General features: G+C 45.2%; 19 protein-coding genes and 1 tRNA gene. 4 read left to right on the plus strand and 16 right to left on the minus strand.

Annotated features, from left to right (window positions below):
- Nucleotides 1-2 precede the first annotated feature (2 nt).
- From rpsC to rpsJ, 8 genes are all read right to left on the minus strand, one after another.
- A complete protein-coding gene (gene rpsC, locus AC6I3O_RS21380) occupies nucleotides 3-656 on the minus strand; it encodes a 30S ribosomal protein S3 (RefSeq protein ID WP_159750272.1) in 654 nt (217 codons plus the stop codon).
- Nucleotides 657-668: 12 nt separating this feature from the next.
- Nucleotides 669-1,055: a 50S ribosomal protein L22 gene (gene rplV, locus AC6I3O_RS21385; protein ID WP_497852599.1), complete on the minus strand. Its 387-nt coding sequence runs from the start codon at nucleotides 1,053-1,055 to the stop codon at nucleotides 669-671.
- Between the two features lie 26 nt (nucleotides 1,056-1,081).
- Complete coding sequence (gene rpsS, locus AC6I3O_RS21390) at nucleotides 1,082-1,363, minus strand: 30S ribosomal protein S19 (protein WP_159750270.1); 282 nt, start codon at nucleotides 1,361-1,363, stop codon at nucleotides 1,082-1,084.
- 24 nt (nucleotides 1,364-1,387) lie between these two features.
- Entirely contained in the window at nucleotides 1,388-2,230 is an 843-nt protein-coding gene (rplB, locus tag AC6I3O_RS21395) for a 50S ribosomal protein L2 (protein WP_497852600.1), read from the minus strand.
- A gap of 165 nt (nucleotides 2,231-2,395) precedes the next feature.
- The gene (rplW, locus tag AC6I3O_RS21400; protein ID WP_497852601.1) at nucleotides 2,396-2,701 is read right to left on the minus strand and encodes a 50S ribosomal protein L23; all 306 of its coding nucleotides are present in this window, start codon (nucleotides 2,699-2,701) and stop codon (nucleotides 2,396-2,398) included.
- Entirely contained in the window at nucleotides 2,701-3,321 is a 621-nt protein-coding gene (gene rplD / locus AC6I3O_RS21405; protein WP_497852602.1) for a 50S ribosomal protein L4, read from the minus strand. The genes rplW and rplD overlap by 1 nt, the downstream gene beginning before the upstream one ends.
- A gap of 29 nt (nucleotides 3,322-3,350) precedes the next feature.
- Nucleotides 3,351-4,031 (minus strand): 50S ribosomal protein L3, encoded by a 681-nt coding sequence (rplC, locus tag AC6I3O_RS21410; protein WP_497852603.1) that lies wholly within the window; start codon nucleotides 4,029-4,031, stop codon nucleotides 3,351-3,353.
- A gap of 68 nt (nucleotides 4,032-4,099) precedes the next feature.
- On the minus strand, nucleotides 4,100-4,417 hold the full coding sequence (gene rpsJ, locus AC6I3O_RS21415) for a 30S ribosomal protein S10 (RefSeq protein ID WP_159750265.1): 318 nt from the start codon (nucleotides 4,415-4,417) through the stop codon (nucleotides 4,100-4,102).
- 451 nt (nucleotides 4,418-4,868) lie between these two features.
- Between rpsJ and AC6I3O_RS21420 the strand changes: the two genes are divergently transcribed.
- The 4 genes from AC6I3O_RS21420 to AC6I3O_RS21435 all read left to right on the plus strand — a co-directional run bounded on the left by AC6I3O_RS21420 (nucleotide 4,869) and on the right by AC6I3O_RS21435 (nucleotide 8,759).
- Nucleotides 4,869-5,600 (plus strand): LytR/AlgR family response regulator transcription factor, encoded by a 732-nt coding sequence (locus tag AC6I3O_RS21420; RefSeq protein WP_497852604.1) that lies wholly within the window; start codon nucleotides 4,869-4,871, stop codon nucleotides 5,598-5,600.
- On the plus strand, nucleotides 5,597-6,964 hold the full coding sequence (locus AC6I3O_RS21425; RefSeq protein WP_497852605.1) for a sensor histidine kinase: 1,368 nt from the start codon (nucleotides 5,597-5,599) through the stop codon (nucleotides 6,962-6,964). Before AC6I3O_RS21420 ends, AC6I3O_RS21425 begins: the two co-directional genes overlap by 4 nt.
- Before the next feature lie 220 nt (nucleotides 6,965-7,184).
- On the plus strand, nucleotides 7,185-8,075 hold the full coding sequence (locus AC6I3O_RS21430; protein WP_497852606.1) for a permease: 891 nt from the start codon (nucleotides 7,185-7,187) through the stop codon (nucleotides 8,073-8,075).
- A 123-nt stretch (nucleotides 8,076-8,198) separates the two neighbouring features.
- On the plus strand, nucleotides 8,199-8,759 hold the full coding sequence (locus tag AC6I3O_RS21435) for a YcxB family protein (protein ID WP_497852607.1): 561 nt from the start codon (nucleotides 8,199-8,201) through the stop codon (nucleotides 8,757-8,759).
- A gap of 516 nt (nucleotides 8,760-9,275) precedes the next feature.
- Here AC6I3O_RS21435 and AC6I3O_RS21440 read toward each other — a convergent pair.
- From AC6I3O_RS21440 to AC6I3O_RS21475, 8 genes are all read right to left on the minus strand, one after another.
- A complete protein-coding gene (locus AC6I3O_RS21440) occupies nucleotides 9,276-9,755 on the minus strand; it encodes a glycine/sarcosine/betaine reductase component B subunit (protein WP_491866244.1) in 480 nt (159 codons plus the stop codon).
- Between the two features lie 13 nt (nucleotides 9,756-9,768).
- Complete coding sequence (gene prdD / locus AC6I3O_RS21445) at nucleotides 9,769-10,536, minus strand: proline reductase cluster protein PrdD (RefSeq protein WP_497852608.1); 768 nt, start codon at nucleotides 10,534-10,536, stop codon at nucleotides 9,769-9,771.
- 149 nt (nucleotides 10,537-10,685) lie between these two features.
- Entirely contained in the window at nucleotides 10,686-10,823 is a 138-nt protein-coding gene (locus tag AC6I3O_RS21450) for a hypothetical protein (protein WP_497852609.1), read from the minus strand.
- 135 nt (nucleotides 10,824-10,958) lie between these two features.
- Nucleotides 10,959-11,411: a glycine/sarcosine/betaine reductase selenoprotein B family protein gene (locus AC6I3O_RS21455; protein ID WP_004607307.1), complete on the minus strand. Its 453-nt coding sequence runs from the start codon at nucleotides 11,409-11,411 to the stop codon at nucleotides 10,959-10,961.
- Between the two features lie 2 nt (nucleotides 11,412-11,413).
- Entirely contained in the window at nucleotides 11,414-11,710 is a 297-nt protein-coding gene (locus AC6I3O_RS21460) for a CBO2463/CBO2479 domain-containing protein (protein WP_497852610.1), read from the minus strand.
- Between the two features lie 18 nt (nucleotides 11,711-11,728).
- Nucleotides 11,729-13,570 carry a D-proline reductase (dithiol) proprotein PrdA gene (gene prdA, locus AC6I3O_RS21465; protein ID WP_497852611.1) on the minus strand — a complete coding sequence of 614 codons (1,842 nt, stop codon included), beginning with the start codon at nucleotides 13,568-13,570 and terminating at the stop codon, nucleotides 11,729-11,731.
- Nucleotides 13,571-13,807: 237 nt separating this feature from the next.
- The gene (locus AC6I3O_RS21470) at nucleotides 13,808-15,211 is read right to left on the minus strand and encodes a proline reductase-associated electron transfer protein PrdC (protein WP_497852612.1); all 1,404 of its coding nucleotides are present in this window, start codon (nucleotides 15,209-15,211) and stop codon (nucleotides 13,808-13,810) included.
- Between the two features lie 115 nt (nucleotides 15,212-15,326).
- Nucleotides 15,327-15,424: transfer RNA gene (locus AC6I3O_RS21475), tRNA-Sec, on the minus strand.
- Nucleotides 15,425-15,728 lie beyond the last annotated feature (304 nt).

Below are 15,728 nucleotides of genomic sequence, written 5' to 3' on the forward strand. Positions count from 1 at the left end.
ATTTATCTCTCTCCTTCCTTTGCTGCTTTTTCCGGAAGAACTTCGCCTTTATAGATCCATACCTTGACACCAACTTTTCCGTAGGTTGTGTCTGCCTCAGCGAATCCGTAGTCAATGTCTGCTCTCAATGTCTGAAGAGGAATTGTCCCCTCGCTGTAGAACTCTGTACGCGCCATGTCAGCTCCGCCGAGACGTCCGGATACGGAAGTCTTCACACCAAGGGCGCCTGACTTCATCGTCCTTGACATACAAGACTTCATTGCACGTCTGAAGGAAATACGGTTTTCAAGCTGCAATGCGATATTCTCTGCTACAAGCTGAGCGTCTTTGTCCGGTCTCTTGATTTCTTTGATATCAACAATTAACTTCTTATCAGTAAATTTTCCAAGCTCGCCTTTTACCTTCTCAATCTCAGCGCCGCCCTTACCAATTACCACACCAGGCTTCGCGGTATAAATGATAATCTTGACACGGTCGGACGCTCTCTCGATTTCAATCCGGGAAATACCGGCGCTGTATAATCTCTTTTTAAGATATTTTCTGATTTCATGGTCTTCGACTAAGTAATCTGCGAACTCTTTCTCTGCATACCACTTAGAATCCCAGTCTTTGATAATACCGACTCTCAAGCCATGAGGATTAACTTTCTGTCCCATGATTGCCCCTCCTTATCTTTCATCAAGCACCAGTGTAATGTGGCTCATTCTCTTCTCGATCCTGTAAGCCCTTCCCTGTGCCCTCGGTCTGATTCTCTTCATTGTTGGTCCTTTATTTGCATAAGCCTCTGCAATATAAAGATTCTCAGCGTTCATACCGTTGTTGTTCTCAGCGTTCGCAATCGCTGACTCCAGCAGTTTCTTTATCAAACTAGAAGCATATCTTGGATTGTAAGTTAAAATACCAAGCGCTGTCGTTACGTCTTTGCCTCTGATGGCATCTAATACAAAACATGCTTTCTGGACAGAAACCCTTGCATAAGACAACTTAGCAGACGGTCTCGTATCCTTAATCGCATTTCTTTCTCTCTTGATTTGGGATCTGTGTCCTTTTGCCATGGATGAACCCTCCTTTCACAGTGTAATTATCTGACTCTTGATTTCTTCTCGTCTTTTCCATGTCCTCTGTAAGTCCTGGTCGCAACAAACTCACCGAGCTTGTGTCCTACCATATCTTCTGTTACATATACAGGAACATGTTTCCTTCCGTCATGAACGGCTATTGTATGTCCAACCATGCTTGGGAAGATTGTGGAACGGCGGGACCAGGTCTTGATTACGGACTTGTCACCGGAAGCGTTCATTGCGTCAATCTTCTTGAGCAGACTCGCATCTGCAAATGGTCCTTTTTTAACTGAACGTGCCATAGGTTCTAACCTCCTCCATGAAAATTATTTGATTGCTCTGCCGTCTCTTCTTCTTACAATCAGCTTGTTAGAAGACTTGTTTTTCTTTCTTGTTTTAAGACCAAGCGCCGGCTTGCCCCAAGGCGTACATGGACCCGGACGTCCGATTCCTGTCTTACCTTCACCACCGCCGTGCGGATGGTCGTTCGGGTTCATAACAGAACCGCGGACAGTAGGACGGATACCCATATGACGTTTACGTCCTGCCTTACCGATGTTAATCAGGTTGTGGTCTCCATTGCCCACAACTCCGACAGACGCGCGGCAAACAATCGGAACCATTCTCATCTCTCCTGAAGGAAGTCTGAGTGTTGCATACTTGCCTTCTTTCGCCATCAACTGAGCGCTGTTTCCTGCGGAACGTACAAGCTGTCCGCCTTTTCCAGGATAAAGCTCAATATTGTGAATCTGCGTACCTACCGGAATCTCAGAAAGGGGCAGACAGTTTCCTACTCTTACCTCAGCCTCCGGTCCATTCATGACCTTCATGCCGTCTTTCAATCCTTCCGGTGCAAGGATATATGCTTTCTCGCCGTCCGCATAGCAAATCAGCGCAATATTCGCTGTTCTGTTCGGATCGTACTCGATACCAATTACTGTTGCAGGGATTCCATCTTTCTTTCTCTTAAAGTCGATGATTCTATATTTTCTCTTAGCGCCGCCTCCGCGGTGTCTAACTGTAATCTTACCTTGATTGTTACGTCCTGCCTGTCTGCTCCTTGGAGCTAACAAAGACTTCTCTGGTGTCTTCTTGGTGATTTCTGAGAAATCAGAACCAGTCATCTGTCTTCTGGAAGGCGTATATGGGCGGTATGTTTTAATTCCCATGGTTACTTCTCCTTTCAATCCTGTTTATTATCACGGTTTCTATCCGTATGCATGCATTGAGCACTTAGCGAGGTTCCTCACGAGCTTAGTGCGAAAGCACATCGAGATACTTAGCGAGGTCCTTCACGAGCTTAGTAGCTGCGATGTTTCCTTCTTCGCCAAGTCTTATAAGCCCTCAAAAATCTCAATCTCAGCGCTGTCAGCCGTCAGCTTCACAATCGCTTTCTTCGTCTTAGCCGTCTTGCCGAACTTCATCGTCCCGCGGACTCTTCTCTTCTTCCCAGGGCAGTTCATGGTATTCACACTCTCCACCTTGGCGCCGTTAAACATCTTCTCAACGGCTTCCTTCACCTGCGTCTTTGTTGCTTCCGGGTGAACCAAGAAGGTATACTTCTTATCTCCCATAAGCTCCATGCTCTTCTCCGTCACAACCGGTTTAAGGATTACATCATAATATTTAATATCAGCCATTATGCGTACACCTCCTCAATATTGGCAACAACAGCTTTCGTTGCAATCACTGTGTTGTACTTCAAGATATCGTACACATTAATCGTATTTGTCTTCGCAGTCTTCACGCCGGCAATATTCCTTGCGGAAAGCTCTGCATTCTTGTTATCATCTTCCAATACGACCAACGCCTTAGATACGTCTAAATTCTTCAGAATATTCGCAAAATTCTTCGTCTTGATCTCGTCGAACTTAATCTCGTCAACTACAATGAACTTCTTTTCTTCCACTCTGGAGGTCAAAGCAGACTTCAAGGCTGCCCTTTTCTCCTTCTTATTCATCTTGAATGAATAATCTCTCGGCACCGGTGCGAATACCACGCCGCCGCCTGTCCACTGCGGAGCTCTTGTTGAACCCTGTCTTGCATGACCGGTCCCTTTTTGTCTCCATGGTTTTCTTCCACCGCCGGAAACTTCAGAACGTGTCTTCGCTTTCTGTGTTCCCTGACGTTTATTTGCAAGCTGGCTGACAACTGCCATGTGTACAAGATGTTCATTCACTTCTACACCAAATACAGCATCGTTCAAGTCGATTGTGCCAACTTCTTTGCCTTCGATGTTATAAACGGATACGTTTGCCATCTCTAGTGTCCTCCTTCCTTCGTCAAAGCCTAGTTCGCTTTTACCGCTTCCTTAATAGTTACTAAAGATTTCTTCGGTCCAGGTACGGAACCCTTAATCAGAAGCAGGTTGTTCTCAGCGTCTACACGTACAACCTCAAGATTCTGAATCGTGATTCTCTTGTTACCCATCTGCCCGGGCATCTTCTTCCCCTTGAATACCTTACTTGGATCAGAAGCAGCTCCGTTGGAACCTGCATGACGATGGAACTTAGAGCCGTGGGTCATAGGACCTCTGTGCTGTCCATGTCTCTTAATCGCACCCTGGAATCCCTTACCTTTGGAAATTGCAGTTGCGTCAATCTTGTCGCCCGCAGCGAAGATGTCCGCCTTAATCTCCTGTCCCAGTTCATACTCGCCTGCATTCTCAAATTTAAATTCTCTGATAAATCTCTTGCTGGACACGCCTGCTTTTGCAAAATGTCCCTGCTCCGCCTTCGTGGCGCCATGACGATGAACAATTTCTTTCTTACCGCCCTTGTCCTTATTGACAATCCGGTTCTTCTTATCAACGAATCCAACCTGAACCGCCTCGTAGCCGTCATTCTCAACCGTCTTAATCTGCGTTACCACGCAAGGACCAGCCTCAAGAACCGTTACCGGCGTCAGTGTTCCGTCTTCGTTGAAGATCTGAGTCATTCCGACTTTCGTAGCTAAGATAGCCTTCTTCATTATAATTACCTCCTGTGATTTACAGCGGAACGCACATGGCGTTCATCCTAAATGATAGGAATACTGTTTTACTTACTCTTCATCTTGATATCAATGTACACACCTGCCGGCATCTCAAGCCTTGACAGTGCGTCAACCGTCTTCTGGGTCGGCGCGATGATATCGATCAGTCTCTTATGAGTCCTCTGCTCGAACTGCTCTCTGGAATCCTTATATTTGTGGACAGCCCTCAGGATTGTAACTACCTCCTTCTTTGTCGGAAGCGGTACAGGTCCGCTCACCTTAGATCCGTTCTTCTTCACAGTTTCGATGATTTTCCTGGCGGATGCATCAACTAACTGATGGTCATACGCCTTCAAAGTGATTCTCATTACTTGACTTGCCATAAAAAAAGTCGCCTCCTTTTCGTACTTTTCAACTCAGTACGACAAGCGGTGACTGTACACTCTCCCGTGTGTGTCGTGAGAACCTCACACGTTGTTACCCGCCGCAGCTGCCTATCTTCTCCTGAGCCGCATATCCAACGGGCTGTTGTGATACGTACAGTGACTTGTCGCCAGTTTCCTAACTTGACATTCGCTCCACGGAAAACCTGCCACTTACGGCAGCAACCTCTCGCTTCATTGCTATCATGTCACAGCTTTTTTAGTATATCTGAGGCAAGCATATTTTTCAAGCCTTTTTTGAGAAATATTGTATTTTTTTTGATACAAAACAACCTGTTTTTACCAGAATCTCCTGTTTTTTACTGTTTTTCATATCTGACAACTAAAAAATATGTGGTATAATATCAAATCGGGAGTATTTTATGATATTATGACGTTCAGGAGGGAAACTATGACAATAGCACTGGTAGACGATTCCGACAGCGATATTGAACTCTTACACGATTACCTGTCTCGTTATTGCCATGACCATCATGTGTATATGACCATCGAGAAATTTACGGATGAGCATATATTTTTAAATTCAATGCAGCACAAGACTTATGATCTGGTATTCCTTGACATCTACATGGAGCATATGAACGGCATCCAGCTTGCCTGTGAAATCAGCAGGGAAGACCCTAAGTGCCAGATTATCTTCATCACTACAAGTGAAGAACATGCTGTTGCCGCATATCGGGTCCATGCCCTTGACTACCTTGTCAAACCTTATAAATATGTTGATTTAGAGGATGCATTAGACCATTATGAGCAGATTGCTTCCCGGTTCGCCCGTTATATCGAACTGAAAGAAGGGCGTTACCGTACGCGTGTAATGCTTTCAGATATCCTGTATACCGATTATTCCAACCACTATATACAGGTACACACGGTCTCCTGTATTGTGCGCTCCTATATGTCCTTTGATATGTTCCTCCCGATGCTTTCACCTTATGCAAACTTCCTGTGGTGCTACCGGAATTGCACAGTCAACATGGACTATATCGAATCCTTTTCCCACAAGGAATTCATCCTGAAAAACAAGGAACGTATTCCCATTGCATCAGCCCGCAGGCAGGAGGTCCTGCAGCTCTATGCCGACTATATATTTGACCACCGGTCCAAAGGAGATCTTTTATCATGACATTTGCGTATATTATTAACAACCTGCTCTTCGTCATCCCCTGCATCCTGCTACTGTTTCTCGTCTTTAAAGATCAGTTAAAAACCCCTGTGCTCCCCCTGATTCTGGCTGGTATTTCCCTTTTTATTGCCGCCTCTTTCTGGGGAGCTTACATTTATCTGGTACTTGGCAGCCCGCTGCAGCGTTTCGTGCTTTCTATGATCTCTACGTTCGTCGGCGTATTTATCTTTGTCGGTTTGTGCCGGTACAGCTTTTTGCAAGGTTTCTTTATTATTGCCGTTGTAAAATCTTACTCTGAGAACATCCGTTGTCTCTCCTCACATATTTATTACCTGTTCACAGACGAGCTCCCTGTACATGCTATCCTTGAGATTTCATGCATTACGACATTGCTTACCATACTGACATTTCCATTCATCCTTCTGTTCTACAAGATGATCATGCGTCCTGCGCTGGATTACACGGTATCGCTTTCTGTCTGGAAATTCATATGGGTCATCCCGGTTTGCAATAATGCCATCTTTACAATGATTATTACGACGGATGTTTCCCACTATACTCTTTACCCGGGAAATGAATTTTCCCTCATACCGCCTCTGTGGATTCTGCTCACCTTCGCAACCTATGTGATCCTGTTAAAGATGGTTGTTGATGTCAGCCAAAATGCACAGCTTTTAGAAAACCTCCACCTATCAGAGACACAGATTGCGGCACAGCAGAAACAGATGGAACTCCTTCAGCATAATATTCAGGAAACCAGCCGTTTCCGCCACGACATGCGGCATCATTTCCTCGCCATAGAAGGCTATATCAATGACGGGGAACTGGAAGGACTCCGGTCATACATCCGTCAGTCCATGCTTCTGTTTCCCGCCCAGACCGTCCATTTCTACTGCAACAGCGTAGCCGTCAACTCCCTGCTATGCTATTACGAGGAACAGGCGGAATCAGAGGAGATCCCTCTGTCTCTGGACATTTCCCTGGAGCATACTCCACCGATTTCAGATACCGAGCTTTGCATCATTCTTGGAAACCTTCTGGAAAATGCCATCGAAGCATGTAACCGCATGAAATCACAGGAACGTTTCATCAAAGTCAAGCTGTCCATGGCGAGTACATCCATTTTGGTTGTCCAGATCAGTAATAGCTATGAAGGCGTCATACGTCTGGCGCCCGACGGCACCTTTCTCTCTTCTAAATTGAAAGATCGGAAAGGAATAGGTCTTGCTTCTGTCTTGAGTACAACAGACAAATACAACGGGATTGCCCGGATTGAATATCCGGACCATATCTTCAAAGTCTCCTTGCTGCTGAACGGAAAAGACGACCCCTTCCGGAAAACCAGCGAAGACCGGACGTCCTAAATCCTCCGCGAACGGATGCCTGCCCTATTTTATTATCAAAACTGCACTATACATGATACAAGCTAACGAAATTTTTTCATCAATTCGTATATATTTCATGCAAGAATTCATTGACTTTTTTACAGTAAAATGATAAATTTATATCAGAGGCGATAAATCGGGGGATTGCCTCTGAAAAAATTATACTAATCTTATAATCTGAGGATTGGAGGGAATTTTTATGTTACTAGCACTACAAATCTTATTCGGCGTATTGGCAGCCGGAACCGGACTCGGACTCATCTTCGATATTTTCAAGAATCGTATGGATGACCTCCACAGTGCAACCGGCAAGCAATGGGCGGCTGGTTTTACGGTAGGTATTATCGCCAACTTCCTTGACACACTTGGCTGCGGCTCTTATGCCCCATCCACCTTCATGTACAAATTATTCAACCAGATGGACGATATCGACATTCCGGGTACTCTGAATATTGGAGATACCTTCCCGGTTATTTTCGAGGCATTCATCTTCACTGCATCCGTAGACTGTGACCCTATGTTCTTGTGGATTATGTACATATGTGCAGCCGTAGGTTCATTTGGATTTGCTACCATCGTTACGAAGTGGCCGCGTAACAAGATCAGATACGCTCTTGGCTTCATCATGATACCTCTTGCAATTATTATGCTCTGCAAAAACACGGGTGTCGGACCTTTCGGCGCCGTAGGAACTGCTACCGGTTTAACTGGATGGAAATTGATTGTAGCTGCAGGACTTAATATTTTATGGGGCGCTCTGATGGATATCGGTTTTGGTCTGTATGCTCCATGTATGGCGACCTGTCTTCTGCTTGGTGTTGACGGAACGGCTTGTTTCCCAGTATTCATGGGTTCCTGTGCATGTCTGATGCCTGCATGTTCCATCGAGTTCATCAAGACACACAGATACGATGTATCCCATACAATCGGCAATGCGATCGGCGGATGTATCGGTGTATTCATCGCTTGGAAGCTCGTTACAAACCTTCCGATGTTCTGGCTGATTAACCTGATCTGTGTCGTTCTGTTCTGGACTTCCTATACATTGATCAGCGCTGCAAACAAAGACAGAAAAGCTGGCGTCGCTTAACTTAGAAATTAATACTTAGTTTTTTATATTTAAGATATAAATGGCTGTCCGGAGGGATGGCCATTTATATATATGACAGATGCAATTCATCTGTCATAAGGACATATATTTTAGGAGTTTATTATGAAAAACGGAGAAACTATTATGTTTGTAAACGAATATGTAATGACTCGAAGACGTTATGATAAATGGGCAACTCCTAAGTTCTGGAAGTTACCTATTTTTTATATTTACTGTGTCATTTTTGTCGCAGGTGTATTCGGCTGGATTTATTTTGGGAAAGCAGATGTACCCGCAAGATGGCAGACCATCGGAGCCTTCCTGACATTTGTAGCTGTATATAGAGGCGTGTTCTTTCAATGGATGCATGCCGATAAGACTTTCCGCGTTACCAGAGCTAATTATTTTGACGGCAAAGACTGGACATGCAAGGTCATAGTCGGAGAAAAGAACATCTCTTTGTATATTAATGGAAAAGTAAATAATAAAGTAGAATGGAACGAAATCTTGAAATTTGAGGAGGCAAAATCCTATTTTAGATTATCCACAAACGAGCGGAACGAAGGCGTCATGCTTGATAAATCGTGTTTTACCGAAGGAGATGCCGACAGTTTTAAACAGTGGATGCACGATAAACATCCGGAGATTGCTTTTGGTCCTGTCACGCCATCGCTCAACAAATAGCACACAATAGACTAAAGTACAAAGTGAACAAATTTTTTAATCTTCTTATAATAAATAATTGTTATTTTGCATAAATTTTTATTTTCATACAACTATAGTATTGACACCCTAAGACAAAGGTGATATATTAAACCTATCTTAAATGTGTATAAACAATTAAGAAAGAAAAGGTTATATACATTAAGTAAACCGTTGCGGTTGTATTTGCAGTTACACAGTTGCCGATCGTTTCCCCCAAGAACGTTCTTGCAACAGTGAACTCCAATTAATATATACGTCCTCTTTACAGAGGAGCATTCCCCAGCTTTGTATATAAGACAAAACTGCAATGCAACGAGGAAAACCTCTCAATGACATACCAAAAAGAAAGGGCACGACATACAGGTCGTGCCTTTTCTTTTGTCCGAACCTTTCTCATGATTTCTATCTTCCTGCTATGAAAAATTTAAAAAGAGATTCTGCGTCCATACACCAACGCAAAATCTCTTCTTCAACCTCTCATATTCATCAACATTCTTACTTCTTCTGTTGATCTTTCTGGCGCATCTTTAGCTTCAATAACGCCATCGCTTTTCTACAGTCGAGCGCGACCATGTTATTTTCCCCTACTACATTGGTCTCCGTCCCATCTGCGCTCTTATTAATATCTACGATACCATCCAGGTATTCATTCACCACCACGAACTGTGCTACCGTACCGCTGAAATTGAGCCCTGTCACCGGGATTCCCCTTATCCCTAATTGCTCGCATGTATTCGTGAAGTCCACGTCACTGTTTCCCCAGCCGTCAGATGAGATAATCACCCCGTCAGCCCTCATTGCCTCAGCCCACACTGCCGAGCGGGTTCCTACCAACATCTTATCTTTGTTATCATCCGGCGTCCCTACCAGAAGGATGCCCATCAGGTCAAGATCCGTATCATTCGACACTACATCCAGAAGCGGATCTCTGAAATGATGAAGCGAAGTCTCCTTGGTTGATGGTCCTATTCCCATATCTTCTACCTCCTTACTGCATAGAGCGGATAATTCCGTCCCGGTACTCATTAGGAGTCACCAGAATCGGCATATTGCCCATATCAATGATTGAACGTCCGCCCTCTACACCGGACGGCTCATTTGCAAAGAAATGCGTATCATACATGGCCCCCTGTCCAGCTACCTGCTTGATGATAAGCACTCTCTTCTTGCCTGGCCTTACAATGTCATGGTATTCGTGTCTCTCCGTACATTTCTCTCCACGAAATCTCTTCAGCTTATCCCGATAGGTCTGAATAAACTTGTCACAGGCGCGGTGTGCTGCCGTCGGTCCTGGTCTTTCCTGCCCCATCCCGGCAGTAAGAGTAACGTCAAAGGAAATAATATAGTCATCATCTCCCGGAGTCCCTGCGCGGTTTAAATACAACTGCTCCTTGAGATTCCCTTCCGATGACCCAAATTCATGGCACTGTTTCCCGTTCACATCCACACCGGTAAGCATCACATATACACCGGTAATCGTGTGCGTAATTCCATCCCCAATCTTGCCAAGAACTTTTGTAGAGATTGGTATAATATCCATGATTGTGTTCGTCCACCTGTCATGGTCCCCCGGTTTAATTAGCTGTATATCTATCTTCTCTATGTATTCCTCCTCAGCCACCAGCCCGTCAAGCATCTCTTTGCTGACTGTCATCTTCCCGTCTACCTTAATATCGTTATGCTCGCCCCATTCTACATCATTCATATGGAATGCTTTAATTACAAGTTTTCTCAGGTCTATTACTTCATCAGCCACCTTTATCACCTCCGTCAACGCAGCCTGCATGCGCAGGCTACCTCATACCTGTCATGCAATATATCGTATGACTTTCCGATATATTGTCATATCTTCCTTCTAAAAAGGGCAGATAGCTCCATTATCTGCCCTTTCCATGTTAATCCTTCTTAAACTTTCGCAATATACTCGAATGGCAAAGGAACAATCTTTCCTGGTGTCTGAATCTCTACCAACTGCTCCAGAGTTGCCCTTACAATCTGCGTCTGCTGTTCTACGTTATGCGGTCCACCTGCATTCGCACCCATAGGAACGAGCGGAGCTACCGCACGAGGAGTACCGGTCTGACGAACAACCGGTGGAAGAGCTGCAATAATAATTGTAGGAATTCCAGCTTCTTCAATCGCTCTCTGCACCAATACTGCAGAGCGGTGGCAGGTTCCTCAGCCAGCTGTGAGGATAACTGCATCTACATCCTCTTCTTTAAACATCTGTGCGATCGCCGGTCCAGTCTCACCTTTGAACTTCTCCTGGTTTCCGCCGCCGCCCATGAATCCTGCATGTACAGGAGCACAAGCCCTAATAAATCCTTCTGCTGCAAGTTCATGAATTCTATCAATCGGGAACATACAGTTGATGTCTTTATTAACATCACTGTTATCATATCCACCGTGGGATACCATCAACTCGCTAGATGGTGTGGTGTTCTCTATCTTTCTCCATGTGAAATCTCCGGCAAGATTAAATCTTTCCTGATCTTTCTTATGAACGCCTGCTGCCGTAGCAAGAGCAATGGACATATCCTTCAGCTCTTTTGTTACAGGAGTCCATACAGACGGTGGAGTAATAGGAACGAATATCTCTGATTGTAAACCTTTAACAACCGTTAAACTCATTTTTAGACCTCCTCATTATCCAAACGCTTACGCATCTCTTCTTGTTTGCGCCGTTCTTTTTCAATGTTACTGACGTACTTGTCATTTATCTCTGGTCCTAACTGCTCCGGAAAGCTCATGCGAAAGCCAACTTCCTGTCCGACCTTGGGTTCTGTGTCACAGATAAACATACGCTTTGGCGCTTTAAAAAAACCAAGACGTCCCTTCAGGTCTATACTTATGCTGCAATCATCAACATCCACAATAACACCTTCCATATAAATGACCTTGTCGCCATATTTCAAACGTTCGTCATTCATTCTTCAACCAACACCTGATTAATCGTATTTCTCTTTACGCTTCTGGCTCATCGGCAAGGACTGCTCATTCTCTTCCAGAGCAATCTTCGTGCCGTATGCAGCTTCAATCAGCTCAACGTTTGAAGACTTAACGTTTGGATTCCACTTCTTCTCAGCAGCCTTTACATCTTCTCCTGCCATAGCCGTCTTGAGCATAGCAATCGCACGTACTGCATCCTCCGGACAAAGTGTATTACATCCAAGTACCTCATTCTCAATACCGGATTCGGACTTGTTGTTATCAACCATGTACTGCATGTACTTGTTACCAACAACGAGCGCTCCCTGAACTGCACAGTAGGACATACCTACTACCGGGATTCCTCTCATACCGATCTGTTCGATATGGCTTGCGAAGTCGATGTGGTTATTTCCAAAGCCTTCTGTTGTAACGAAAGCTCCGTCTGCGTCCATCATCTCTACGGTGTGTCCTACACGTTTGGATACATAGAACTTCTCTGCATTAATCTGTGGTGAACCAACAAATACAACACCGCACAGGTCAACTTCCTCATCATGAAGAGCTTCAAGAACCAATGGCTCTCTCCAGTAATGTCTGGACATCTCTTTTGATGCAGGTCCGATACATGTCAGGGCATGAATACATCCGTCAAGAACCTCAAGCGGAGATACGCATACCGGAACATTTCCTAAATCAACGTTCGCCCTTGCGCCAAGTACTCCTACAGGCTCTACAGGAAGGATAAAGTTATCATGCATAGCTCCCTGTCCCATAATCTCTTTTACGATTACGACTTTCTTCTTGCCTGGACGGCGAACCTGTTTCAATTCCTGCGTCTCTGCTACAAGACTGTCGTCAAGCTTCTTCATAGCCTCGCGGATTTCCTGCGTAATAACATCAAATGCCGTATGTGCAGCCATAGGTCCGCGACGCTCCATATTGGTCTTCTCCTGGATTACAATATTACCTTTGATGAAGATTTCACCCTTATCAGGACATCCTGGACGTCCCCACATAATGTTCTCATCTAAGTATCCCTCGGAGGAACCGAACTCACCAATCTGAACTCCGCCTTCATCTACACCAGTCAGCATCATAACAACGCCGTCGAGAACTCTCGTAACACCGCATCCGATATCATCGTCGCCCTCTTTTGTAGCGATCGGCTGAACGTCCATAATCGTCTCTGAATAAGTATGGTACAAATCCGGAGTAATGATCTCCAAATGGAAATCCTTAACAAGTTCCTGGTTGTCGATTACTTCTGCTTCGATTCCCTCTCGGATGTAAAGAATCGTACCTTCAATCTTTGTCTCCGGTCCTCTCTTAACTTCTGTGATCTTAAAATGCTTTCTTGTTAAAGTCCTTACAACCTTCTCTTCTTCTACCTTGCTGTCAGCTGCTGCTCCTGCTGCCACAACCGCTTCTGCCGCTGCCGGTGCTGCCGCCGCACTTCCGCCGCCAAGCGCTCCCACCGGAATCTCAAGGTCAATATCTTTTCCTTCTCCGATGTGGATCTTCAAAATTCCACCTGCTGCCGCTGGCGCTGCTGCCACCGGTGCCGGTGCTGCTTCTTCAACTGCTTCCTCAACTACAGGTGCACTCGGCGCTTTTGCACCTTCTACAACGTCTGCAGTCAGTGGGCAGAGAGAATCACACGTTTTTGTAAGTTTTGCTCCCAGAACTTCCTCAATAGTAAGGCAGCCGTCAAGATTCAATAATCCTGAATCTACCAAATCATCAAAGATTGCCGGATCTTCCAGATTCGCCGGTTCGATTGTAATGCCGCCCTCGGCTCTACAACATAATACCGCTGGATCATGAGCATGAGCTTTCGCTGTTTCAGCTGTGATTGACATATTGTTTTCCCTCCTTAATTTGGTCCACGCGTCCCTCTTGCGGTCCGCTCAGATAATTACCGCCCGATTCAGCGCGCCCTTCGCACACCTTACAGGCTGCCGTGACATTCACGGCATGAAATGTATATAACAATTACATGCAATGTGGAGAGTACCTCTCTATCCCCAGGCAAAAGAATCGGGGGTCCCTTGCCTTATTGCCTGCAACAGCAATACCGCTTTTATTAACACAAAATATTATTTCCCGTTCGGGAGCTGGTCTACCTGTTTAGAAACTCTTAACGTCCTATAAAGCGCATGGCCAACAGTCCTCATCACATGGTCTGTCTGATGGAAGACCTTCAATCCCATCTTCGGGCCGGATGCCATAACCGTATTGGAACAGTCGGAGCAGTTGCCGATGATAATATATTCACACTTATCCTTCTTAAACTGCATATTGTTCTTAACCTGTCCCGGACAATTCCCTGGCCTCAGACACTTGAGCGGTGCGCCCGGCTTATTCTCGATTGCCTGCTTACATCTGCATACGGATACTACTTTGCCGTTCATCTTATCCGCAATCTCACGCATACGTTCTTCACTTCCACCGCACGCACAGACAAGAAGCCCTACGTTCGCTCCGTGAAGATCCGGGAACTCAATCGTAACAAGAATGCCGCCTGTCGTCTTCGTAATCGGCGCGTCAAGTTCCGTTGACTTTCCGGTAAAGGCTCCGCCCATAATAATCTCGCCGTATACGCCTTCGATACCGCCTGCTTTCTCAATCAGCTCGCCAACGCTTACGCCCACCGGCACATCCATGAATACATGCGCCTGATTGCCTCCGTTAATCTTGCCGCGTACCGTTAAGTTCTTGGTAATACATGGCTTCTTCTCGTCAATTGCTTCCGCAATCTTCGCTGCCGTCTCAAGATTCACAACAACAGACCTTGCGGCTGACGGGAGCTGCATCGTCGTAAGGTTCACGCCCAGACATTCTCTCACTACCGCACGTTCCTCGCCCATCGGGTAGATATCCGGCAGAAGGTGGATAGAAATCTCATCCTCTCCTGCAATCGCTTTCCTCAGGATCTCGATTGCCTTCTCGTTCTTCTTCTTGATCGCAAATATGGCCTTGTCCGCATGGGTAATCTCCATACAATACTTCACGCCGCGCACAACCTTGCCGCACTGTTCTTCAATCTGTCTGATATTATGCTCAAGGCCCGGCTCGCACTCGGCGGCATTGATCAGTATATAACTGTGCTCCAGCTTAAAGTCTGCCGGAAGTTCCGGATTAATCTCCGGATCAAGCTCCGCCATCTCCGTCTCAGCCAGATTGATGCCAAGCTTCACTCCTGTCGGGAATCCGGCGCCGCCCATACCAACGATTCCGGCTTCTTTCACCATGGCAAGCTTATCGTTCTCGTCCTCTACCTCAATCGGGACAAACTCATCCTTCTGCTCTTCGTCCGGTCTGATGATGATTCTGTCTTCCAGCACTTCTTCCACTACGCCGTATACGCTGGAAAAAATGTTAGCCCCGAGGCCTGTCGGTGTCGCAATCTTCGTACCTTTTTTTACTTCGTCCCCAGCTTTTACGATTGCCGCGCAAGGCGCGCCGACATGCTGACGTAACAAAATCTGTACATTTCCCATTGCTATCCTTCTCCTTTTTTGATTAAATTATAAGTAAAAAACAAAACTTCACAGTTCGTCTACTTACTTCCTGCTGCTGCACAATCTATAAATAACATCTATAAATGATATCTTCTGGCGAGGGCATGTGGGAATCGAACCCACCCGGGACGCTCTTAACGCCCCACACTGGTTTTGAAGACCAGGAGGCACACCAGTCACCCAACTACCCCCATATCTATTCTCTCATGTGTTTTAACAATAGCATAATTCCCGCCTAATTTCAACACTTTTTTAATATTTTTATAACATCAAAAAACCATTGACTTTTCAAGGGTTTTCGTACATAATAAGTATAAGAAATTGAACGGCATACTAGAACGCAGTCTAATTTTTACATCGCTGTCGTTTATAGTGGATTTTTTTCCTGTATGTTGTAATACATTTTTTTAAAACACGGAAAAGTAAGGGGACTTTTAAAGTGTTTTTACAGTAAATTTATAGTTTTTATCTATAAATATTTAAATTTCTTTAGGAG

The organism is Sporofaciens sp. St.21A7, assembly GCF_059728535.1.